This is a genomic window from Alistipes sp. HGB5 (assembly GCF_000183485.2).
GTDB lineage: Bacteria > Bacteroidota > Bacteroidia > Bacteroidales > Rikenellaceae > Alistipes > Alistipes finegoldii.
Genome location: NZ_AENZ01000009.1, coordinates 137227 through 159202, shown reverse-complemented (window position 1 = coordinate 159202; position 21976 = coordinate 137227). Strand labels below are relative to the sequence as shown.

Sequence of the window (21976 nt, the reverse complement as noted above, 5' to 3'; positions counted from 1 at the left end):
GCCGTCACTCGCTGCGAGTGACGGCTCTTTTATTCGCTGCTCCGGCCGCGTCAGTCGAAAAGCTCGTTCAGGACGGCCGCCAGCCGGTAACCGGCGTTGCGGATCTGGTGTTCGACCAGCGGCAGGGCCTTGTTCAGGAAGTCCTGTCCCAGCCGCTCGTCGGGCTTGGCCCACTCGAACTGCACTTCGCAGGTCACGGCGCTGTCGTGCAGCCAGTCGCGCGGCGTGCCGGCCTGCACGGCGGCCTTCTCCCGCTTCGATGCGCGGTCCAGCTCGCCGGCCCACTCGGTGACGGACCAGATACGGGTCGTGGTGATGATCTCGTTGTCCCAGACATGGTGGACGTAATACTTGTGCGGCTTGTGGTACTTGTCTTCGAACAGCACGTCGTACTTGGTGTTGTGAGTCGTGTATTTGATATGCGCAGGGCAGTGCATGTCGCCGACCAGATGGATGACGTATTTCAGATTGACCGCTACGGCCGAGTCGGTCAGGTTGCGGTAATCCCTGAGGTTGCGGATCGCCAGCTCAAGCCCGTAAACGGCGTTGCCCTTTCCCGGCTTGAGCAGTTCGTCGCCGTAGCGCAGGTCCGCGCCCACGGGCGCCGTGTGCCAGTCGTTGGTGAAGGCGTATTCGGGCGTCTGGCGGTATTCGTCCATCCATTTGGCGTAGTAGACGACGGAGTGCCCGCCGAGATACTTCTCGATCCGTTTCTTGGCCCGTTTGGTGAGGTTGCGTTCGGCGATCTTGGCGATCGTTTCGTGGCCTTCGCGGCCCCACGCCCGCGCAGGTTCGGAAGCGGAGAGGGAGAGAGCCGCCGCAAAGAGCAGCAAAAGCAGTTTTTTCATGGTCTTGATGGTTTTGGTGAGTCTGTTTTTTCGAAGAAGAGGTATCCCGGTCACCGGAATACCTCTTCTTTGTGTCGCGGAGCAAAGGGGCGTCAGAAGCTCAGTCCGTCTTCGTAGCCCGGATTCTGGCTCAGTGCGCCGCCCGTGGCCACGCGCTGGTCGGTCGGGATCGGCCACAGATAGTCGCGGCCCTCCTCCCATTTGTAGGTGCGGCCCCGGAAGCAGACGATATAGCCGCTCGTGCCTTCGGTCAGCTGGGCGTCCTTGCCTTCGCCGATTTCGAGCATCGCGTCGCAGGTCGTGGCGGGCTTGGTGCCGCTCCAGAGGCAGAGGTCCATCTTGCCGTCGCCGTTCATGTCGTATTCGCCCAGCGAGGGGAAGTAGCAGCCGAGGAAGCCGTCGAGTCCGTTCGACGAGGGAACCAGCTGGGCGCCCTCCTTCCAGCGGAGCATATCCCACTGGCGCAGGCCTTCGCAGGGAAGTTCGACGGTGCGTTCGCGGCGTATTTCGAGGATCACGCCTTTGTTCGCTCCGGAATTGACGTTGGGGTAGTAGCTGGCCATCAGGGGATCGGGATTGTTGTTGGCGGCCGTCATGTCGAGGGCCGGCATGCCCACGCGGTCGCGGACGACGTCCACGGTCAGGGCGATGTCTTCCGGGGTCAGCGTACCCAGCTCGGCCTTGGCCTCGGCGTAGGTGAGCAGGATTTCCGGATAACGGAATACCGGCCAGTCGGTAGTCGAGGTGGTGGCGCCGTTATGCGTGTCGTCACTCACGAACTTGATGAAGCGGTAACCCGTCATGTCGTAGCTCTTGCAGTCTTCGATCACCTCGTCGATGCCGTTCAGATCGACATATCCCGGAGCCATGAGCGTCTGCGCCATGCGCGGGTCGCGGTTCTGGAACTGCTGGTTGTAGGTCATGGTCTCGTATCCGGGCTGGTCCTGAATCTTCGAGCCGTCGGCCATCAGGTAGTGGTTCACCAGCCGCTGGGTGGCGCTGTGGCGCATGTTGCGGAACGTGAACTGGATGCCGTGGCGCACGAGGATGTCGGCGTTGAAGCGCATCGAGAGGATTGTCTCCTTGGCGTCGCCGTCTTCGAGGATGAAATATTCGCGGTAGGGGGCGTCGAGTTTGAGCGTATTGCCTTTGTAGAGCGAATATTTGTTTTGCTCCATGACGGCCCATGCGGCGTCGGCGGCCAGTTGGAGGAAATAGTCGGCCGAGATGGTCACCCCGTCGATCGTCTCGTCGGCGATGCCGTGGTATTTGCGGAAGGTGCCTTCGTAGAGCGCGGCGCGGGCCTTCATGGCGCGGGCGGCGTTTTTGCTCAGGCGGTAGAGCGCGTCGCTCGGCCAGTTGTCGGGCAGGTCCGTGATGGCGCGGTCGAGGTCCTCCATGACCTTCTTCATCACGAATCCGCGGCTGTCGCGCGGCCGTTTGAGCGAAGCCCAGTCGTTCGACGGAATCACGAAGTCGTAATAGGGGATGTCGCCGTATTTGCGCACCTTTTCGAAGTAGAACAGCGCGCGGAAGAAATAGGCCACGCCGTCGTAGCGCTGGCGGACAGTCTCGTCAGAGCAGTTGCCCGAACGTTCGAGGTAGTAGTTGATGTAACGCAGGTAGGCCCATGCGCTTGTGCCCCAGTTTTCGGTGGCCGGGGAGCGCGTGCCCTGCTGTACGGAGCTGAGGTTCTTGGCGATCTGGATGTCGGAGACCTGAATGGCATCGGTGTCGGGACCTGCGAATAGACTGTAGAAGCGGTTGGTCCAAAGCTCCAGCTCCGCTTCGCTCGAAAAGAACGTATTGGGCGAAAGGTTCGTTTCCGGCTCCTTGGTCAGGAAGTCGTCGCAGCCCGACAGCGCCAGACTCATCGAAACGAATATCAATATTTTGCTGATAGTTTTCATGGTTGATCGAAATAATGCTTTCCGGTTAGTTTAGAAGGTGATGTCCACGCCTACGGAGAAGGTCCGCGAATAGGGATACAGACAGTCGTTGGTGGCGCTGGTCGTGGCTACTTCGGGATCGACCGTCTTGCTGTAGCGCTTCAGGGGCGACCAGTAGGCGAGGTTCTCGCCCGATACGTATACGCGGACCTTTTCGAGGATGCGCTTGTTGATCGGGATGGTGTAACCCAGCGTGATGTTCTTCAGGCGGATGTACGAGGCGTCCTGCAGGTAGCGGTCGGTTTTGACGTTCATCGAACCTGCGCTCGAAGTCTGGTAGCTGCGCCGGCGGGGGAAGTAGGTGTTGCGGTTGTCCTCGCTCCACGCCAGCCGCTCGAAGTCCTTGGCGATGAACGTGGTGGTCGGGAAGCTGTAGGGTCCCCAGAAGTAGTAGCAGTTGGCGCTGGGCATCCAGTCGATCTTGCCGACGCCTTGGAAGAAGACCGCGAAGTCGAAGCCGTTCCAGTTCAAGTCGCCGCGGATCGAGTAGGTGTAACGCGGCAGGCTGTTGCCGATGACGCGCATGTCGCCCGGATTCTTGACCGTACCGTCGCCGTTGTTGATGATGTTGTTGCCGTCGAGGTCGCGGAAACGGACGTCGCCCGCCATGAGGTGCGCCGCCGAAGCGTCGGAGCTGGTGTAGACGCGGTTGTTGACCGCCTTGTCGTTGATCTGCGCCTGATAGCGTGCCGCCTCCTCGTCGGTCTTGAACAGTCCGTCGGTGCGGTAGCCCCAGAGTTCGCCGAGCGTCTCGCCCACGTAATGGTCGGTGAGCAGCATGTCGTCGTTCTTATACTTGGTGATCTTGGACTTGTAGTCGCCCAGCGATGCCGAAATGCCGTAGGAGAAGGGTTTGCCGGCCACCATGTGGCGGTCGCGCCAGCTGACGGTGATTTCGTAGCCCTTGGTGCGCAGGTCGGCGCAGTTCTCCTTGGGCGAGGGCGCTCCGAAGACGTCGGGCAGCGTGAGCGACGTGGTGAGCATGTCCTTGGTGTCGCGGATGTAGAGGTCGGCCGTGACGTTGAGGCGGTTTTTGAGGAAGCCCAGATCGAAACCGAGGTTGTAGGTTACGACCGTCTCCCACGTAAGTCCGTCGCTGATGGGGTTCGACGCCGAGGCGTAATTGGCCTTTTCCGTGCCGTTGAAGGTGTAGCCCAGCTGGCCGGTCGAGATCGTTTCGATGTAGTAGTAGTTCGACACCTGCTGGTTGCCGAGCGAGCCGTACGAGAAGCGCACCTTGGCGTTGTCCCACCAGTTGCGCATCGGCTCCCAGAATTTCTCCTCCGAGATGCGCCATCCGGCCGATGCCGAGGGGAAGAAGCCCCAGCGGTCGTTGGCGGCGAAGCGCGACGAACCGTCGTAGCGTGCCGACACTTCGAAAAGGTACTTGCCGGCGTAGTCGTAGTTCGCACGGGCGAAATAACCCAGCGTCCGGTAGGCCGTATTCGACTCGACGCAGCGTTCGATCTCGCCCTGCGCCATGTTGATGAAGCTCAGCTTCTCGCTCAGCGACCCTTTCTGGCGGACGCTCAGTTTCGACGAGCGGAAGTCCTCGAAGTTGCCGCCGGCTACGGCCGAGAAGTTGTGCTTGCCCCACGAGTGGCCGTAATCGAGGTAGGCGTTGACCACATGGCCGTTATAGTAGTAGCGGTCCTCCTGATAGAAGTCGTAGATCGAACCGTTGGTGAAATCGACCACGGCGGTCTGCGTCGCGTTCCATGTGTTGGCCGTCGGATAGGAGCGGTAGGCTCCGAGGTTGTCGCGGCGGCGGTAGGTGTAGTCGGCGTTGAGTTTCAGATCCTTGTTGCGCGTGAGGTCGAACGTCACCCGGTTGGTGATGATGTAGTAGTTGTTCTTGCGCGAGTTCTTGTTGCGTCCGTCGGCGAATACGCCGCCGCGTCCGCTGGCGATCGGCGAGTTGGCGAACTGGATGCCGTTGGAATAAACGAACGTGGTGCCGTCGGGGTTGACCGGAACGAACGTCGGGCTGATGTTGTTGGCCACGTTGAAGAGGATGCCGTTGGAGTTGAGCTCTTCGGAACCGTCCTGCTCCCAGTAACCGCCGTATTTGTAGTCGGTCACCTCCATGCTGATGTTGTTCGAGTAGTGCATCCACGGCGTTACTTCGGCGGCGATCTTCGTGCGGAACGAGTAGCCGTTGTAGATATCCTCGGCGCCATGGTTGAACAGGCCTTCACGGTAGAGGTAGCGGCCGCTGACGTAGTAGTTGATCTTGTCGTTGCCGCCCGTGAGCGAAATGTTGTGCTCGGTTTCGGGACGGCTGCGCTTGAACATGTAGTCGTACCAGTCGAAGTTGCCCAGATAGCGGTATTTGCCGTTGCTGTCGGTGATGACCCACGGGCGGTCGGGATGCTCGGTCTTGTCGTTGCGGCGGTCGTAGAGCATCTGCATCTCCTCGTCCGTGTAGTTCCAGCCCACATAGCCTTTCGATGGGTAGCAGAATTCGTTGGTGAGTTTCACGTAGTCGTATCCCGACGTGATGAAGTCGGTCGAGGTGGTGTTCCACGACACGCCGTAGCGGCCGTTGTAATTGACTTTCAGCGTGCCGGCCTTACCGCTCTTGGTGGTGATGAGCACCACGCCGGCCGAAGCCTTGGCGCCGTAGATCGAGCAGGCCGAAGCGTCCTTGAGCACCGATACCGATTCGATGTCGTTGGGGTTGACCTGCGCCAGCGACGCTTCGATGCCGTCGACGAGCACCAGCGGGCTGCCACTGTTGAGCGATACTGCGCCGCGGATCTTGACGTCGTAGTTCTTGCCTTCGATCGAGCCGCTGCCGAGCGTCAGCAGCAGCGACGGATCGGCGCCCTGCAGGGCTGCGGCCGTATTGGTCACGGGACGGTTGTTGAGGTCCTTGCCGCTGATGGTGCCCACGGCGCCCGTGACGTTCACGCGCTTCTGCTGGCCGTAGCCGACCACGACCACCTCGTCGATGGCCGCCGAGCTTTCCACGAGGGTAATGTCGATGGCGGCGTAGGAGTTGACTTCGACCGTCCGGGGCTGGTAGCCGATGAACGAGATGACGAGCTTCGCCGGAAGCTTGACGTTCTCCAGCGAGAAGTCGCCGTTGCTCATCGTGGTGGTGCCGTTGTTGGTGCCGTCCACGATGATCGTGGCACCCGGAACGGGCAGCCCCAGATTGTCTTTCACCACGCCTTTGAGCTGGTTCTTATCCGCGGCGAGGCTCTTCGGAGCTGCCTTGGTTACGGAGATGCTTTTGCCCGTAATCGTGTAGGTGATGTCCTGATCGGCGAAGATCTGGGCCAGAACCTCGTCGATCGACGCGTTCTGCGCCGAGATGCTGACGCGGCGCTGCATGTCGACGCCGGCCGATTTGATGGCCACGGAGTAGTTCTCCCGCTGATTGAGGGCTTCGATGGCCTCCTTGACCGTTACATTCGTGAGTTTGAGGTCGATCGCCTGCGCCAGAGCCGGGCTGGGAAGCGCCAGCAGGCAGAGTGCGAACAAACCCACGATCGCACGCGCATGGAAAAGTGCGGTTCGATTGTAAAGTTTTTTCATAGGTTGAAGTTTTAATGTTGTAGTTTTTTGTTGCTGTTTCGCGGTTATTTCTTTCGGGATATGTAGATCACGTCGTTGCGTTCGCGGATGGACATCGATTTGTCGGTGTTGAGCGTGCCGAGGATCTTGAGCAGCGACTCGTTGTTGGTGAAGAAGGCGTAGAAGCGCACGCCGGCCAGTTCGGGATCGGTGATGATGATTTTCTGGTCGAAGCAGCGGGCCAGCTGTGCGGTGATGCCGTCGAGCGACTCGTTGAAGAAGTAGAAGCCGCCGCCCGTGGCGCGCGATTTATAGTTTTCGCTCTGGAAAGAGGTCATTTCCAGCGCTCCCGTCAGGCGGTCGTACTGCGCGACGTCGTTGCGGACCATGACGACCTCGTCGTCGCATTTGTCGCTGTTCACGTCGAAACGCACGCTGCCCTCGACCAGCGCCACTTCGACCAGCTGGTCGCTGTTGTAGGCCCGCATGTTGAATTTGGTGCCGAGGACTTCGACCTCGACGTCGCCGGCCGAGATGACGAAGGGATGCCGCTTGTCGTGCATGACTTCGGCGTAGACCTCGCCGTCCACGAAGATTTTGCGCTGGCGGCCGTTGAAGTGGGTCGGATAGGTTACGCGGGTGCCCGAATTGAGCCACAGGAGCGTTCCGTCGGCAAGGCGCAGCTCGCTGCGCTGGCCCGCCGGCACGAGCACCTCCTCCCATTCGGGAGTGTGCGCGGTCTTGGTGTAGAGGAGCGAGACGGCGATCAGCAGCGGGACGATCAGCACGGCGGCGATCCGCTGCGTCCACCGGACGACGGTCGTCAGACGGCGCGGTGCGGTGCGCGCCGGAACGGAATGGCCGATGCGGCGGCAGAACTCTTCGAACGCAGCCTGCGCCAGCGCGGGGTTTTCGCTCCGCACCTCGTCGAGCAGGGCGCCGAGCAGCCGGTCGGCTTCGGACGAATTGCCGTTGTCGGCGAACCATTGCTGGATGCGGACCTCCTCGCCGTCGTTGCAGCGGCCGTAGAAGTAGTCCCGGACTTTATCTAATGTCGGTTTGTTCATCTCTTCATGCGTTTTATCGGCAGCCCGATGCTGCCGGTTACTACATAAAGAACAAACGAAAGCCCCGCACTACGTAACGGGGCCGGAAGATTTTATCGGGGAAAATTTCAGGGCAGGATGTCCAGAAAGACGATGATGGCCGGAATGATGTTGAGGTATTTGCGCAGCTCCTTCAGCGCCAGCTCAAGATGCTTGTCCACGGTGCGTACCGACAGGTTCAGTTGTTCGGCGATCTCCCTGCTCGGCATGTGCTCGAAACGCGACATGCGGAAAATCTGCTGCCGCTGCGGGGGCATCTTTCCGACGATGGTCTCGACCTGCTCGGCAGTCTCCGCCAGATCGAGCTTCTCCTCGATCTCGTTCCGCGAAGGCAGGTTTCCCCCCCCCTTGCTTTCGGTCTGCGCGATAGCCTCCTTTAGGGTCGTGAACGTGCGGCTCTTGGTGCGGAAGTAGTTGTATATCTCGTGTTTGGCCAGCACGAAAAGGTAGTTGCGGATGGATTTGGCCGCATCCAGCTTTTCGCGGTTCAGCCAAACTTTCATGAAGATATTCTGCGCGATGTCCTCCGCAACGGCGGTCTCTTTGGTCATGCCCTTGATGAAGGCGAAGAACGTCGGGTAGTATTTGTGGAACAGCACCTCGTAACCCGCGATGTCGCCGCGGATGAGCTGCCTGAGCAGGTCCTGCTCTTGCGGATCGCAATTGACGAAGGTGTTATAAACGGATTCTTTCATTATCGGGACTACGTTCCGGAAACAGCATGCCTTTCCCTGCAGCACTCGGATCTGCTCTGAAAAAAGAGGGTGGGTGCGGAAGATGCTATGACGAAGATAAGCATAATCTTGCGAAAAACAAGCGGCAATCCGGGGAATTAACACCCCGGTCGCCGAATTTTAACGGGGTTGCAACAATTCCCCGAAGATACCTATTTTTATAATAAAAGGGCCGCGGGAGTGCGCAGTGCGGGGCGGTTTATCGGGCGGTCTCTTGGTCGAAGACCGCATCGAAGGCCGCGCGCAGACGGGCTTCGTCGCGGATCAGCGCCCGCAGCTCCTCCTGTTTGCGGGCGTTGTCCGATTCGGGAATCCAGAGCCGGAGGTAACCGCCTTCGGCGTACTTTTTCCGCAGGTGCGCAAGACAGCGTTCGAAGTGTCCCTCGCGGTCGAGTGCGGGGCAGTGGGACAGACCGTACTGCACCGTACGGCGGAGCACGGTCGCGGGGTCGATGCAGCGGTCGGCCTCGGCGACGATGCGTCCGTAGATCGTGCGGGGTGCATGGTCGGACGAGGCCCGGTGGTCCTCGACGGCGTCGCGCATGACGGCCAGCTGCTCTGCGGTGAACCAGCGCCGCAGCTCCGTGTCGGCGAGCAGGATTTCGCCCGAATGGATGTGGTGCAACTTCCGGCCGCGGGCCAGCCCCGTGTCGTGATAGGCGGCGACGGCGTAGATCATGTCCGCATCGACGTCGTAATGCCGCGCCAGATCGAGACTCTGGGCGATGACCGTGCGGACGTGGTCCGTGCCGTGCGCCGCGTCGAAGGATTCGTAACGGGGGATGATCTCCGTTTCGATATAGATTCTCAGCTCTTCGGATGGTTGCATGGTGCAAAAATAAGCATTTGGCGGGAAGTGCGGCATCGGAAAGATATTAAAAATTTTTAGTTTTGTTCGGGCTTTTCACTATCTTTGCACCGGTAAAGTTAGGGAAAATGAAGTCGGAAGCGGAATTGAAGGCTGTCACGCAGTTCGTTGCGGAGTATGCCACCCGGCTGATGGGGTCCGGAGTGCATACCTCGCGCGTGGTGCGCAATACGAAACGTCTGGGCGAGGCGCTCGGCGTGCGCGTCATGGTGTCGGCCTTTCAGAAAGTGGTTACTTTCTCGGTTTATGACGACGAGAGCGGACGGGTTTACAGCGAGGTGGCGGACATTCCGCCGCTGCCGATCAGCTTCGAGCTGAACTCGGAGCTAAGCGCCCTGAGCTGGGACGCCTGCGACCTCAGCCTGCCCCTTGCCGAGATTCGGCGCCGCTATGACGAGATCGTCGCCCGGCCTCGTCTGGACCCGATTTTCACACTGATTCTCGTCGGACTGGCCAACGCATCCTTCTGCCGGCTTTTCGGCGGGGAGTGGTGTGCGGTAGGCATCGTCTTTACCGCCACGCTGCTCGGATTCTACCTCAAGCAGCGGATGCAGGCCAAGGGATTCAATCACTATGTCATCTTTATCGCGTCGGCCTTCGCGGCTTCGATGTACGCTTCGGTGGCGATGATTTTCGATACGACTTCGGAGGTCGCCATCGCCACGAGCGTGCTTTACCTGATTCCGGGGGTGCCGCTTATCAACGGCGTGATCGACATCGTCGAGGGGCATGTGCTGAACGGTATCGCCCGCCTGACGTCGGCGCTGATGCTGATCGTATGCATCGCCGTCGGATTGTCATGTACCCTGATGATCGTTAAAAACGGATTGCTATGACGCTGCTCGCCATTCTTTCGGACGGATTTTTCGCCGCGGTGGCGGCTGTCGGATTCGGAGCCGTGTCCGATCCTCCGATGCGGGCCTTTCCGGCGATCGCCCTGCTGGCCGCCATGGGGCACGCCTTGCGTTTCTGCCTGATGGACACAGGCGTGGATATCGCTTCGGCGTCGCTGTGCGCTTCGGTGGCGATCGGTATCGGAAGCCTGCTGCTGGGAGGCCGCATCCACTGCCCAATGACGGTGCTGTTCATCCCCGCGCTGCTGCCGATGATCCCCGGCATGTATGCCTACAAGACGGTCTTTTCGATGATTATGTTCATGCAGAATCTCGACGATCCCTCTGCCGCGGGGTATCTGGCGGCCATCGTCCGCAACGGATTCGTTACTTTCAGCGTGATTTTCATGCTGGCTGCGGGAGCCGCCGCGCCGATTTTCCTCTTCAACAAACGCGCACATTCGCTGACACGCAATAAAAAACAGATTCACAGCTGATTATGGAACTCTTTTGGCAAACTATCGCAGACTACAATACGATGACTTGGCCCGTGCAGGCGCTCATCGTGCTGGCGGCCGTCGTCCTGACGGCGCGTCTCTATCTGCGCCCGACTCTCCGGGTGAAAACCGCAATGAAATGTTTTCTGGCGTTTCTCAATGCGTGGATCACCGTCGCCTATTACCTCGTGTCGTGCGATGCGCGGGCTTACAGCGGAGTCATGGCGTTTTTCTGGGGCGTCATGGCCGCCGTGTGGATTTATGACGCGGTCGTCGGTTACACGACGTTCGAACGGACGTACAAACACGACAAATTCGCTTTTGCGCTCTACCTGATGCCGTTCCTCTATCCGCTGATATCCCATCTGCGGGGACTGGATTTCCCGATGACCACCTCGCCCGTCATGCCCTGCACGGTGGCGATCTTCACCATCGGACTGATGCTCTCGTTCTCGAAGCGGATCAATCTGTTCGTCGTGCTGTTTCTGTGCCATTGGTCGCTGATCGGCTTTTCGAAGGTTTACTTTTTCGGCATTCCCGAAGACCTGCTTTTGGCGAGCGCGCTGGTGCCGGCGCTCTATCTCTTTTTCAAGGAGTATATCGACGTCAATTTCCGCCGCAACACCAAACCCGATCTGCGGGTGATGAATATGCTGCTTCTGGCGATGTGTTCGGGACTCGGCGTCTTTTTCGCCGCGATCATCTGGCAGCAGCTCGTCGGAATGGCCGGATAATGCCGGCCGCCCGGACGTCTTCACCGGACCGGGGATAAAAAAATCCCTCCTTTGGTAAGGAGGGATTTGGGGAGGAGTGTCGGAATGGCCGGTAGGAGCTGTCCCGCCGACATCCGGTTATTTCGCGTACGAGACGGCGCGGGTTTCGCGGATGACGGTGATCTTCACCTGACCGGGATAGGTCATTTCGTCCTGAATCTTCTTGGCGATATCGTGCGAGAGCCCTTCCGATTCCTGATCCGAAAGCTTGTCGGCGCCGACGATCACGCGCAGTTCGCGGCCGGCCTGAATGGCATAGGTCTTGACGACGCCGGGGTACGACAGGGCGATGTCCTCCATCTCTTTCAGACGCTTGATGTAGCTCTCGACTACCTCGCGGCGTGCGCCGGGGCGTGCGCCCGAAATGGCGTCGCAGACCTGAATGATCGGTGCGATCAGCGAGGTCATCTCCACCTCGTCGTGGTGGGCGCCGATGGCGTTGCAGACTTCGGGTTTCTCCTTGTATTTCTCGGCGAGTTTCATGCCGATGATTGCGTGCGGCAGTTCCGGTTCGTCGTCGGGCACCTTGCCGATGTCGTGCAGCAGACCTGCGCGGCGCGCCGTCTTGGGATTCAGACCCAGCTCGGCGGCCATGATGCCTGCGAGGTTCGCCGTTTCGCGGGCGTGCTGCAGCAGGTTCTGGCCGTAGGACGAGCGGTATTTCATTTTGCCGATCATGCGGATCAGTTCGGGATGCAGGCCGTGGATGCCCAAGTCGATCGTGGTGCGTTTGCCGACTTCGACGATCTCCTCCTCGATCTGTTTCTGGACTTTGGCCACCACCTCTTCGATACGGGCAGGGTGGATGCGACCGTCGGTCACCAGCTGATGGAGCGCCAGACGTGCGATTTCGCGGCGCACGGGGTCGAAACCGCTCAGGATAATGGCTTCGGGCGTGTCGTCCACGATGATTTCGATGCCGGTTGCGGCTTCCAGCGCACGGATGTTGCGCCCTTCGCGGCCGATGATGCGGCCCTTGACCTCGTCGCTTTCGATGTTGAATACCGTCACGGCGTTTTCGATCGCCGTCTCGGTCGCCACGCGCTGGATCGACGCTACGATGATGCGCTTGGCCTCTTTGGTGGCGGTCATCTTCGCCTCTTCGATGGTCTCGTTTATGTAGCCGGCGGCTTCGGTCTTGGCCTCGGCCTTCATGTTTTCGATCAGGATGTTCTTGGCCTCCTCCGAGCTCAGGCCCGAAATCTGCTCCAGACGGACGTTCTGCTCGCGCATCATCTGATCGACCTCCTCTTTCTTGTGTTCGAGGATTTGCAGCTGGTTCTGCATCTGCTCCTTCAGCCGGTCGTTTTCGCGGAGTTTGTTCTCCAGATCGCGCTGCTGGTTCTGCAGGTTGTTCTCGATCTGCTTGGCCCGCTGTTCGCTCTGCGCGATTTTCTGGTTGCGTTCGTTGACCTGCCGGTCGTATTCGCTCTTAAGCTGTATGAACTTCTCTTTTGCCTGCAGGATCCGCTCCTTCTTGATCATCTCGCCTTCGGCCTCAGCCTCCTTCAGGGCGGCTTCGCGGCGCTTGCGGATCGAGTTCTTGGTCACGAGGTTCGTAACGGCCATGTAGATCCCGATCGCCGCAATGGCTGAGATGCAGGCAACTAAAATAGTGGTATACATGATTTTGTTGCTGTTTTGAGTTGTTATTATAAAGGGTTTGTTGTTGCATAAAAAAACCGCATAGGATTCCTTAGTCTTGTTTGACGAATCTGCAAGATAAGTCACGTGTGGGGGCTCCGACAATCGCAATCGTCCAACGGTACGCCGCAGCATACACCCCGAAGGGTCAAGGCCTGATTTTGAAGCGCCGTGAGTTGCCCCAATTTAAAAAGTGTTCAGTTTCGCAAAGCTGTAAGGAATCTATGCGGGTAGATTTTTTCCTTCGTATGTTAAAGAACGCTGTTCCGGTTTCAGGGCGCCGTTACGCGCTCCTGCATGTCGTTTATCCTTTCAGGGCGTTGAGGTAGGCGTCTATCTCTTCCCCTAAGTGTCCCAGCCGTTTCAGGTCTTCGTCGCCCAGTTCGCGGCTCTGCCGCATATCGACGTTCGCAATGGCGAATTTCAGCGCCGTCATAGACAGATAGTCCTGATCCGTCCAGTTCTTGAAGTTGTTTTGCTTTATCGCGGCGAGGTAACTGTTCACCTCCCGTTCGGCCAGACGGTACATCTCCTCTTTTTCGCTGTCGATATTGAGCGAATAGCTTTTGCCTGCCAGTTTGAGTGTTATCGCCTGTTGTGCCATTGTTCTCGTTTCGTTTTTCTTGCTGCCTCCTGTGCGTCCTGCGGCCTTCCGTAGCTACTGCCGTAACGGTGGTGTTTCTTCCGCTGCGGCCTTTGCCTATTCGGGCCTTCCGAGCAGCGCGATGCACTTGTCCACCTCCCGCATAAGACGGTTGACGCGGGCCCGCGCTTTGTCCCGGTTACGGCTTCCGCCCGCCAGCCCTTCTGTCAGTTGCATGCGTGACAATTCTCCGTCGAGTTCGCGGATCCGCTCCTGCAGGGTGCGGTTTTCGGCTTTCAGGCTGTCGCGCTGCGCCGTCAGTTCCGCACATTGATCCGACAACCGTTTGTGGTCGTCCATGAGCTGCCGGATGCGGTTCTCGATATTTGTTATCACACTTTTTTCGGCCATCGGGTCACGGGTAAAGTCCGTTTTACATCTCAAAGGTATGAAAAGGAACGCTAAAAAGCAAATTTTATTTCCCGGCGGCCCGGCCGTAGAGGTCGTAGTCGGCGGCGGAATCGATGCGAACGTCGTAGAAACGACCGCGCAGAAGCCGCTTTTCCGATGCCGGAATCAGGATCTCCTGATCCACTTCGGGCGAGTCGTACTGCGTGCGTCCCACGTAGTAATCGCCCTGCCGCGAGTCGATCAGTACCCGCTCGGTCCGGCCGACGCGACGCAGGTTGTTTTCGAGCGATATTTCGTTCTGAAGCGCCATGATCCGTTCGACGCGCTGCTGTTTGACCTCTTCCGGAACGTTGTCTTGCAATTTCTGTGCCGAATAGGTGCCTTCCTCCTCCGAATAGGCGAAGACCCCCAGCCGCTCGAAGCGTACGTCGCGCACGAACTCTTCCAGCTCGGCGAAATCGGCCTGCGTCTCGCCGGGATAGCCGACCAAGAGCGTGGTGCGCAGCGCCAGATCGGGGATGGCTTCGCGCAGGCGTCCGATCAGCGCATAGGCGTCGGCTTTGGTGTGGCGCCGCTGCATGGCCGAAAGCTGGGCGTCGGAGATGTGCTGGAACGGAATGTCGAGGTACTTGCAGATTTTGGGTTCCGAGGCCATGACTTCGATCACCTCGTCGGGGAATGCCGTGGGATAGGCGTAGTGCAGGCGTATCCACTCGATGCCTCCGATGCGGCAGAGCCGGCGAAGCAGTTCGGCCAGCATCCGCCGGCCGTAGAGGTCGAGTCCGTAGTAGGTCGTATCCTGCGCGATCACGATCAGCTCCTTCACGCCGCCGGCCGCGAGTTTGCGGGCCTCCTCTTCGAGCCTCTCCATCGGGACGGAGACATGTCCTCCGCGGATGAGCGGAATGGCGCAGTAGCCGCATTTCCAGTTGCAGCCCTCGGAGATTTTCAGGTAGGCGTAATGCTTCGGCGTGGTCAGGTGCCGCTCGGTCTCCAGCGCCGGGTCTTCGGCCGCGCCCAGCGCCCGGACGATGCCGTCCCACGTGCGGGCGCCGAAGAATTCGTCCACTTCGGGCAGTTCGGCACGCAGCTCGTCGGCATAGCGTTCCGAGAGACAGCCGACGACGAACAGCCGTTCGATCTTTCCGGCGTTTTTGGCCGCGGCCGCCCGCAGGATCATGTCGATCGACTCCTGCTTGGCGTCGCCGATGAAACCGCAGGTGTTGATCACGACGACCTTGGCGTCGGTGCGGTCGCTGTCGAAGAGCACCTCGTAACCCGCCGCGGCGAGCCGGGCCATCAGGTGCTCGCTGTCCACGGTGTTTTTCGAACAGCCCAGCGTTATGACGTTGATTTTTTTCATGCGTTTCGTGTTTCCTCCGCAAAGGTATGGATTATTCCCGGATTTATCGCAAAAACAGCGGCGCACTTTCGGTGCGCCGCTGCTGCAGGGAGTCGGTGGGGTACTACCACATCACATGGATGCCGTAGGCTTCGATGCCGTTGCCGAGCGAGGTCGAAGCGACGTCGACATAGCCCCAGAAGCGCGAGTCGGCCAGCATGAAGATCGTATAGGCCGGGCCTTTCACGATTTCGCGGACCTGAATCGCCTCGTTCGTATTCGCGGCTGCGGACTGCAGCGCGCCGAGCAGGTCGTTTTTCACGGTGCCGATCATCAGCAGGTTCTGCTTCTTGTAGTGCAGTCCGCTCAGTACGCCGTTCTTGCCGCCGAAAGCGTTGATCTGGTCGGCATTTTCGAAACGCGCCGTGTTGAAGCTGATGGCGAACGATACGTTGGTCGTGCCCGTGACGTTGCCGTCCTCGTCCTTGTCGGTGCGGGTGCCGTTGAGTGTCGGTGCGAAACCGGTGACGTAGCATCCCGAACCGGAGGGAGTGCCCTTGACCTCGGTCGTGGGACCGTTGAAATAGAGCATGCTGCCCTGATAGGAGCTCTTGTTGGCGATACGGTTGAATGCGAACGCCGTCCAGCGCTTGGTGTTGAGGGCCGTCTGCATCGTTTTGGGCAGGTTGGCGCCGTCGGCGCGGTCCAGCACCGTCAGCCACGACTTGCCGCGGCCTTCGAGCGTATTGACCATGTAGTTGTCGATGGCGGCGTAATCCGCATCGCTGCCGGCCAGCGCTCCGTCGGTCAGGCGGGTTACGAACTGAATCTCGGCATTGAACTTGTCCGAAGGGGGAGCGATCGTCTCTCCCGACTTGTACTCGTCCAGACCGTTGTCGCAGCCCGTGAAAACCGGGGCGGCAAGGGCGAGCGCCAGAAAAATGGATAAATATCTCTTCGTGTTTTTCATCTCTGTACTTTTTTAGCTGTTTGATACGCGCTTAATTCTTCAGTACGGCCGTGCCTGCGATGGGGTAGTGGTCCGAAATGACATTGAGCCGGTCGCCCTTGACGACTTTGTAGTCGCTGCAGCTCCATTTGCCCTGCGGGAAGCTGATGAAGTAGTCCAACTTGCTGTAACCGCCGAACGTGCCGTCGTTGTTGCAGAGCCGGGTGCCCGTCTTCTCATACTCGCGGATTGCGCTGGAGCTGGGACCGCAGTTCATATCGCCCATGATCAGCACGGGGATGTTTTCGGCAACGGCCGGAGCGATCGCGTGTTCGATGACCTCTTTGGCCTGACCCAAGCAGGTCTCGTCGCCGCCGAAAGCGTCGAGGTGGGTGCAGACGATGCGCACCTTCACCCCTTCGGGTTTGGAGTCGGTCGGAACCAGAATGTCTGCCCAGCCCGCCGAACGCTGGTCGGCGCCGGTGTACATGCCCAGCAGTACCGAAGCCGAATTGACGATCGGGTATTTCGACAGAATGCCGTTGCCGTAGGCGCCGTTGTCCTTGTTGTAGGAGAAGACGAAGAACGGGAACATGCCGAGCGACTGTGCGCATTCGGTCAGCTTCTCGACCGAACTCATGCGTCCGGTCGCGGTTTCGAACTCGTTGAAGCAGACGATGTCGGGGTTTTCAGCCTTGATCTTTTCCATGGCCTCGGCGATTTCGAAATAGACTGCATTGGAGTTGTCGTCGTATTCGAACGACTTGATGTTCCACTCCATGCACTTCAGCTTGACGTCCTGTGCCTGTGCCGACGCGGCCGGGAGCATCATGCAGAGCAGTGCGCCTGCTCCGAGGATATATTTGTTGATTTTCATAATCGTTTCTGTTCTTAAATATGGTTTAATAACCCTTGTTCTGCTTCAGGTAGACCGTGCCGGTGAATGCCCGCTGCGGAATGGGGAACACCTTGTTGTAAGTCGGATTGAAGGTGCGGCCCGGATAAACTTCCACCTCTTCGGCAACGATCTGGCCGTTGACCTTCTTCGAAATGACGCTGTACAGCGGCTTGGCGTAGGTCGTCGTGGCGATGCCCCAGCGGACTACGTCGATGTGGCGGCTGGGCTGGAACTCGAAGGCCAGCTCGCAGCGGCGCTCGTTCATCAGCTGGGCCTTGGTGGCCTGACTGTTCTGCGGCAGACCTGCGCGGTCGCGGATCTGGTTGAGCAGCTGCTTGGCCTCGGCGTCGCCCTCGCCTTTGGTCCAGATCAGGGCTTCGGCCTTCATCAGCATCACGTCGGCATAGCGCAGCAGGCAGCAGTTGAGCGAGTTCCAGAGTTTGTCGCGCAGCGCGGACACCTCTTTGCCCTTGCAGTCGGCGCCTTCCCACGGGGAGATGAACTTGCGGCAGATCAGACCTGCCGATACGTGGCCGGTCGTGTAGTCCGAGACGCTTCCGTCGGTGTTGTAACCGCCGAAGGTGATGTCACGGCCTACGAATTTGACGTGCTGGCCCGGATAGAGGATCGTTACGTCGCGGCGCTGGTCGCCCTCTTCGAACGCATCCCACAAATTCTTGCTAGGCGTGAAATACCCCCACGTGTTGTAGAGGCCCCAGCCAGCGTTGACGAAAGTTACGCCGTGGTAGCGGGCGCCGTTGGTATAGTCGCCTTCCAGCGAGAAGATGTACTCCTTGGAGTGGTTCTGCTCCTTGCGCCAGAGGTTGGCGTACGAGTTGAGCTTGTTCGACGGATCGATGTAGAGTTCGCGTTTGTCCGAACCGGTAAGCGCCATGATCTTGTTGCACATCTCCAGTACGATGTCGTAGTATTTCGCGTCGTACTGCGCTGCATAGAGGGCTGCGCGGGCTGCGTATCCCCAAGCTGCGGCCTTGTGCGGAAGTCCGATCTGCGAGGCGTCGAGCTGCGAAAGGTAGGGAAGCATCTCGCCTGCCGTGCGCATGTCGGAGATGATCTGGTCGTAGTTCTGCAGTACGTGCGCCGGGCGCGGGGAGTCGATTTCGGCGGCGGGAGTCGTGTCGAGGATAATCGGAATACCGCCGTTGGTGTCGTCGCCGTAATAGGGAACCATCCAGAGCATCGAGAAACCGCGGAAGAAATAGGCGGTGCCTACAGCCTGGTTTTTGTATCCCTGGTCCAGCTTCATGTCGGGGACCATCTTGATGATGTTGTTGGCCTTGGCGACATTCTGGTACATCACCTCCCAAACACGCGAGACGTCGTTGTCGTTGGACGGCGACATGCGGAATTCGCGGATTTCATCGACCGACGGACGGGCGCGGCCGATCAGTATGTTGTCGCTGGCGCATTCGAGCCACATATGGCCGCGGCCGCAGATCTCCTCGCTCCAATAGGGCGAGACGAAGTGGTAAAGGGCGTAGATAGCTTGGTCTACATCCTCTTTGGTCTTCCAAGTAGCGTCTTTGCCGTAAGGCTCCCTGTCGAGGAAATCGGAACAACCCGAAAGGCAGAAAGCGCTTATGGCCAGACAGAGGCTGAATATGGTTTTTTTCATGGTCGTAGTTGTTAGAAGTTGATGTTTACACCGAAGTTAAAGAAGCGCGACGTGGGATAGATACCGCTGTCCAGACCGTAGTTGCCTACTTCGGGGTCGGTGCCGGAGTAGCCGGTGATGGTGGCCACGTTGTCGATGCTCAGATAGACGCGGACCGAACCCTTCTCCATGCCGATGTGGCGGCTGATATGCTTGGGCAGCGTGTAACCCAGCGTGATGTTCTTCAGACGCAGGTAGTCGCCCTTTTCGAGGAAGATGTCCGAAACCTTGAGGTAGTTGCCGTTCATGTCGTCACTGAGGCCGAGTCGCGGATATTTGCTGGTCATGGGTTTGAAATCCCATGTGTTGTAAACATCGGTTGTTAGGTTACCCAAGTCTTGACGACCGTTCATTCCCAACTGTTTCGTGCCGTTGTAGACATAATTGCCTGCGACGCCCTGAAACATAAAACTGAAGTCAAAACCTTTCCAATCGAGCGATCCTCCAAAAGAGTAGGTTTGTTTCGGAGTATAGGAGCGGGATAATACGCGGTCGTTGTCGTTGATTACGCCGTCGCCGTTGGTGTCGATGAAACGCAGGTCGCCGACCTTGGCATCGGGCTGCAGCATCTTGACCTCGCCGGTGTCGGGATCCTTACTGATATGACGGTCGATCTCGTCCTGCGAGCGGAAGATACCGTCCGTGCGGTAGATATAGTAAGAGTACCATGGGTGTCCTGCTCCTGAAGCAAAAAGCTGAATGCCGTTGAATGTGGGGTATTTGTGCATTACAATGGGCTGGGGGCCGTAGTCCTCTACATAACCTTTGTTGGTCGAGAAAGTGCCCCAGACATTGTAGTTGAACTTGCCTTGTGCGGCGCTGTTCCGATAGGATACGGAGAACTCCCATCCCTTGTTGATTACGTGGCCCATATTACCCAGCGGCGCATTCTCTACACCCATCTGCGGCGGAATCGTGAGGTAATCGACGAGGTCCTTCGTTTCCTTGTTGTAATAATCGACGCTGACTTCGAGCGTGTTGTGGAGCATTGTCAGGTCCAGACCGGCACTGGTCTGGACGGTGGTCTCCCAGCGTGCGTCCGTATTGGGGATGGTCGCCAGATAGGTTCCGTAATGGGTCGTGCCGCCGATAAGCGAACCGTCCGGGTAGATGGAGAGCGGAATGCTGGTCGGGTTGGGCAGGTTGTAGAGGTCTACGTTGCCGACCTTACCCCAGCCTGCACGGAATTTCACGAGGTCGAAGACCTTGTTGAGACCTGCATTCTGGAAGAATTTCTCCGAGGAGAGTTTCCACGATCCCGAAATGGCCGGGAACCAGTCGTAGTTCTTTGCTGCGGGCAGTTTCGACGATGCGTCGCGGCGGATGCTGCCGGTGAGGAAATAGCGGTCGTCGAACGAATAGCCGAGACGGGCAAGGAACGAGACCATCGAGTAGTCTACTATATCTTCGTTCGGGTTCTTGGTCCATGAGCCTGCGGCGCCCCATACCAGATTGTGGTCTTCGTTGGAGCCGTAGCCCTGCGTGCGGAAGTCGCGGAAATGTAGTTTCTTGTAGTCGGTGGTGAAACCCGCCATGGCGCTGATGTGGTGGCGTCCGAAGACTTGCGCGTAGGTAGCCGTCGTTTCCCAAAGATAGTGGAAGTTGTTGTAGTTGAACTGCTCGCGGCTCGAAGTGCTCGATCCGCCCGGCACGTCGATGACGGGCGAGAATTCGTCCTCCTCGCGCATGTCGAGGTCGGCCGTGAACTCCGATTTCAGGGTCAGCGACGTGATCGGCTTGATTTCCAGCGAGGTGGTCGAGAATATCTTGGTGCGCGGGTAGCGGCGGTGCATGGTTTCGAGCTGGGCGACGGGATTCACGATGTTGGGACCCTCGACGCCGCTGGCCATGTCGGCCGACGAAGCGATACCGCCCCATTTCGGTTTGCCGTCGTTTCCGTAGACGATGTTGCCGTTTGCGTCGCGGTCATAAACCGATGCGGAAGCGGGGAACCACATGGCGCCGTAGATGGGGCCCGTGTGCGAGGTGCTGATGTTGCCCTGTCCGTTGGAGTATTCGAAGTTTACGCGCTCCGACAATTTCAGCCATTTGACCGGCTTGAATTCCGTATGGAGTTTCGCACCCAGCGCTTGGCTCCATGTGTTGAGCAGGGTGCCTTCCTTTTTGTCGTAGGTTACCGAGAGGATCGACGAGAGCGTCTCGCTGCCGCCGGTAATCGACACGGCATAGTGCTGCGTCAGACCCGTGCGGAAGATTTCGTCGAGCCAGTCGGTGCGGGTGACGTTGGCGCCTGCATAGACCTGCGGGTTGGCCAGATTGGGCAGCGAGCTGCCCGGCGAGTTCTCGACGGCCTTGCCCCAGACGTCGCAGAACTGCTGCGCGTTGAGCATCGTCGGGAGGTTCATGGCGCGTTCGAAGCCGACCGATACGTTGACGTTGACGCGGGTTTTACCTGCCTGCGCCTGACGTGTGGTGATCAGAATTACACCGCTCGAACCTACCGAAGCACCGTAGATGGCGGCCGAGGCGGCGTCTTTCAGGATGGTGATCGTCTCGATATCTTCGGCCATGTAGGGAGCGCCGGGGACACCGTCCACAACGACCAGCACGCCGTCGCCCGAAGTCGGGCCGATATTGTCGCGGCTGTATGCGGCGCTCTTGTCCGTGCCGTCGTCGTTGCCCTTCGAGCCGCGGCCGCGGACGGTGAACGACGCTTTCTGCAGCGGGTCGCCCGACTGCTGGATCGTAACGCCCGGCATGCGGCCCTGCAGGAGGGTTCCGAGGTCGGCGGCGCGGCTGCGGGCCGCGTCGTCCACTTTGACGGTGGAGACGGCCATCGAGAGGTCCTCTTTACGCTGCGAGCCGTAACCGATGGCAACGACTTCGCCGATCATCGTGGCGTCTTCTTCCATCGTGACGTTGATTTCCGTGCGGTTCATGACGGCCAGCGACTGCGGTTTGTAGCCGATGAACGAAAAGTCGATCACGCCGTCCGGTTTCACGGAAATCTGGTAGCGGCCGTCGGCATCGGTGGTGACGCCGTTGGTCGTGCCCTTTTCTATGACCGAAGCGCCGATGAGCGGAGTCTGGCTGCTGTCGGTCAGCTGTCCGGACACCGTGACCCGATCCTGCGCATGGGCCGGAAGAATGAGTATGCTCAGCAGCAGACTCATCAGAAGAAAGCGGACGAGGCCCCTGTTCTTCTCCGAAGTTGTCAAATTCATTTTCATAGAGTTAAGGTTAATATTAATAGTAATTGTGTAGAGAGGCTCGGTAATTCTCGGTTTTGGCAGATATTTATTTAAATATTTTAAAAATAGGCGCGGTTTTGGTGTCGATTTGCAGTATGTGCAAAATCGATATTCAAAATTATGTATCTGTAA

The 21976-nt window shown here is 58.7% G+C and carries 17 protein-coding genes; 3 read left to right on the top strand and 14 right to left on the bottom strand.

The genetic code is table 11. From position 1 onward, the window contains the following. Positions 1–50 precede the first annotated feature (50 nt). The 6 genes from HMPREF9720_RS01920 to HMPREF9720_RS01895 all read right to left on the bottom strand — a co-directional run bounded on the left by HMPREF9720_RS01920 (position 51) and on the right by HMPREF9720_RS01895 (position 9024). A complete protein-coding gene (locus tag HMPREF9720_RS01920; RefSeq protein ID WP_009596457.1) occupies positions 51–848 on the bottom strand; it encodes a S1/P1 nuclease in 798 nt (265 codons plus the stop codon). Between the two features lie 92 nt (positions 849–940). Next, positions 941–2758 carry a RagB/SusD family nutrient uptake outer membrane protein gene (locus tag HMPREF9720_RS01915; protein WP_009596443.1) on the bottom strand — a complete coding sequence of 606 codons (1818 nt, stop codon included), beginning with the start codon at positions 2756–2758 and terminating at the stop codon, positions 941–943. Positions 2759–2788: 30 nt separating this feature from the next. Further along, positions 2789–6340, bottom strand: a complete 3552-nt coding sequence (locus HMPREF9720_RS01910) for a TonB-dependent receptor (protein ID WP_009596383.1) — start codon at positions 6338–6340, stop codon at positions 2789–2791. Between the two features lie 44 nt (positions 6341–6384). Beyond that, positions 6385–7386, bottom strand: a complete 1002-nt coding sequence (locus HMPREF9720_RS01905; RefSeq protein WP_009596439.1) for a FecR family protein — start codon at positions 7384–7386, stop codon at positions 6385–6387. A 107-nt stretch (positions 7387–7493) separates the two neighbouring features. Continuing rightward, positions 7494–8120 (bottom strand): RNA polymerase sigma-70 factor, encoded by a 627-nt coding sequence (locus HMPREF9720_RS01900; RefSeq protein ID WP_014775693.1) that lies wholly within the window; start codon positions 8118–8120, stop codon positions 7494–7496. A gap of 238 nt (positions 8121–8358) precedes the next feature. Further along, positions 8359–9024 carry an HD domain-containing protein gene (locus tag HMPREF9720_RS01895; RefSeq protein ID WP_009596438.1) on the bottom strand — a complete coding sequence of 222 codons (666 nt, stop codon included), beginning with the start codon at positions 9022–9024 and terminating at the stop codon, positions 8359–8361. 71 nt (positions 9025–9095) lie between these two features. Between HMPREF9720_RS01895 and HMPREF9720_RS01890 the strand changes: the two genes are divergently transcribed. The 3 genes from HMPREF9720_RS01890 to HMPREF9720_RS01880 are packed head-to-tail and all read left to right on the top strand — an operon-like array spanning position 9096 to position 11091. After that, on the top strand, positions 9096–9863 hold the full coding sequence (locus HMPREF9720_RS01890) for a threonine/serine ThrE exporter family protein (protein WP_039939570.1): 768 nt from the start codon (positions 9096–9098) through the stop codon (positions 9861–9863). Continuing rightward, complete coding sequence (locus HMPREF9720_RS01885; RefSeq protein ID WP_009596352.1) at positions 9860–10357, top strand: threonine/serine exporter family protein; 498 nt, start codon at positions 9860–9862, stop codon at positions 10355–10357. The genes HMPREF9720_RS01890 and HMPREF9720_RS01885 overlap by 4 nt, the downstream gene beginning before the upstream one ends. A 2-nt stretch (positions 10358–10359) precedes the next feature. Further along, positions 10360–11091, top strand: a complete 732-nt coding sequence (locus HMPREF9720_RS01880) for a DUF6064 family protein (protein ID WP_009596351.1) — start codon at positions 10360–10362, stop codon at positions 11089–11091. Between the two features lie 117 nt (positions 11092–11208). Here the strand turns inward: HMPREF9720_RS01880 and rny are convergent, their stop codons facing one another. The 8 genes from rny to HMPREF9720_RS01840 form a co-directional block, all read right to left on the bottom strand. Then, the gene (rny, locus tag HMPREF9720_RS01875) at positions 11209–12756 is read right to left on the bottom strand and encodes a ribonuclease Y (protein WP_014775697.1); all 1548 of its coding nucleotides are present in this window, start codon (positions 12754–12756) and stop codon (positions 11209–11211) included. Positions 12757–13078: 322 nt separating this feature from the next. Next, the gene (locus HMPREF9720_RS01870; protein ID WP_009596419.1) at positions 13079–13378 is read right to left on the bottom strand and encodes a cell division protein ZapA; all 300 of its coding nucleotides are present in this window, start codon (positions 13376–13378) and stop codon (positions 13079–13081) included. A gap of 96 nt (positions 13379–13474) precedes the next feature. Further along, positions 13475–13768, bottom strand: a complete 294-nt coding sequence (locus HMPREF9720_RS01865) for a hypothetical protein (RefSeq protein WP_022043871.1) — start codon at positions 13766–13768, stop codon at positions 13475–13477. Between the two features lie 64 nt (positions 13769–13832). Next, positions 13833–15131 (bottom strand): 30S ribosomal protein S12 methylthiotransferase RimO, encoded by a 1299-nt coding sequence (gene rimO / locus HMPREF9720_RS01860; RefSeq protein ID WP_009596464.1) that lies wholly within the window; start codon positions 15129–15131, stop codon positions 13833–13835. A 103-nt stretch (positions 15132–15234) separates the two neighbouring features. After that, positions 15235–16080 carry a hypothetical protein gene (locus HMPREF9720_RS01855; RefSeq protein WP_009596339.1) on the bottom strand — a complete coding sequence of 282 codons (846 nt, stop codon included), beginning with the start codon at positions 16078–16080 and terminating at the stop codon, positions 15235–15237. Between the two features lie 31 nt (positions 16081–16111). Further along, complete coding sequence (locus HMPREF9720_RS01850) at positions 16112–16936, bottom strand: endonuclease/exonuclease/phosphatase family protein (protein WP_009596465.1); 825 nt, start codon at positions 16934–16936, stop codon at positions 16112–16114. 25 nt (positions 16937–16961) lie between these two features. After that, entirely contained in the window at positions 16962–18593 is a 1632-nt protein-coding gene (locus HMPREF9720_RS01845) for a RagB/SusD family nutrient uptake outer membrane protein (RefSeq protein WP_009596415.1), read from the bottom strand. 11 nt (positions 18594–18604) lie between these two features. Beyond that, entirely contained in the window at positions 18605–21823 is a 3219-nt protein-coding gene (locus HMPREF9720_RS01840; RefSeq protein WP_039939568.1) for a SusC/RagA family TonB-linked outer membrane protein, read from the bottom strand. Positions 21824–21976: the final 153 nt, after the last annotated feature.

Coding starts and splice junctions, on each gene's coding strand:
- HMPREF9720_RS01920 (WP_009596457.1), bottom strand. CDS start 848: ATGAAAAAACTGCTTTTGCTGCTCTTTGCGGCGGCTCTCTCCCTCTCC.
- HMPREF9720_RS01915 (WP_009596443.1), bottom strand. CDS start 2,758: ATGAAAACTATCAGCAAAATATTGATATTCGTTTCGATGAGTCTGGCG.
- HMPREF9720_RS01910 (WP_009596383.1), bottom strand. CDS start 6,340: ATGAAAAAACTTTACAATCGAACCGCACTTTTCCATGCGCGTGCGATC.
- HMPREF9720_RS01905 (WP_009596439.1), bottom strand. CDS start 7,386: ATGAACAAACCGACATTAGATAAAGTCCGGGACTACTTCTACGGCCGC.
- HMPREF9720_RS01900 (WP_014775693.1), bottom strand. CDS start 8,120: ATGAAAGAATCCGTTTATAACACCTTCGTCAATTGCGATCCGCAAGAG.
- HMPREF9720_RS01895 (WP_009596438.1), bottom strand. CDS start 9,024: ATGCCGCACTTCCCGCCAAATGCTTATTTTTGCACCATGCAACCATCC.
- HMPREF9720_RS01890 (WP_039939570.1), top strand. CDS start 9,096: ATGAAGTCGGAAGCGGAATTGAAGGCTGTCACGCAGTTCGTTGCGGAG.
- HMPREF9720_RS01885 (WP_009596352.1), top strand. CDS start 9,860: ATGACGCTGCTCGCCATTCTTTCGGACGGATTTTTCGCCGCGGTGGCG.
- HMPREF9720_RS01880 (WP_009596351.1), top strand. CDS start 10,360: ATGGAACTCTTTTGGCAAACTATCGCAGACTACAATACGATGACTTGG.
- rny (WP_014775697.1), bottom strand. CDS start 12,756: ATGTATACCACTATTTTAGTTGCCTGCATCTCAGCCATTGCGGCGATC.
- HMPREF9720_RS01870 (WP_009596419.1), bottom strand. CDS start 13,378: ATGGCACAACAGGCGATAACACTCAAACTGGCAGGCAAAAGCTATTCG.
- HMPREF9720_RS01865 (WP_022043871.1), bottom strand. CDS start 13,768: ATGGCCGAAAAAAGTGTGATAACAAATATCGAGAACCGCATCCGGCAG.
- rimO (WP_009596464.1), bottom strand. CDS start 15,131: ATGAAAAAAATCAACGTCATAACGCTGGGCTGTTCGAAAAACACCGTG.
- HMPREF9720_RS01855 (WP_009596339.1), bottom strand. CDS start 16,080: ATGAAAAACACGAAGAGATATTTATCCATTTTTCTGGCGCTCGCCCTT.
- HMPREF9720_RS01850 (WP_009596465.1), bottom strand. CDS start 16,936: ATGAAAATCAACAAATATATCCTCGGAGCAGGCGCACTGCTCTGCATG.
- HMPREF9720_RS01845 (WP_009596415.1), bottom strand. CDS start 18,593: ATGAAAAAAACCATATTCAGCCTCTGTCTGGCCATAAGCGCTTTCTGC.
- HMPREF9720_RS01840 (WP_039939568.1), bottom strand. CDS start 21,823: ATGAAAATGAATTTGACAACTTCGGAGAAGAACAGGGGCCTCGTCCGC.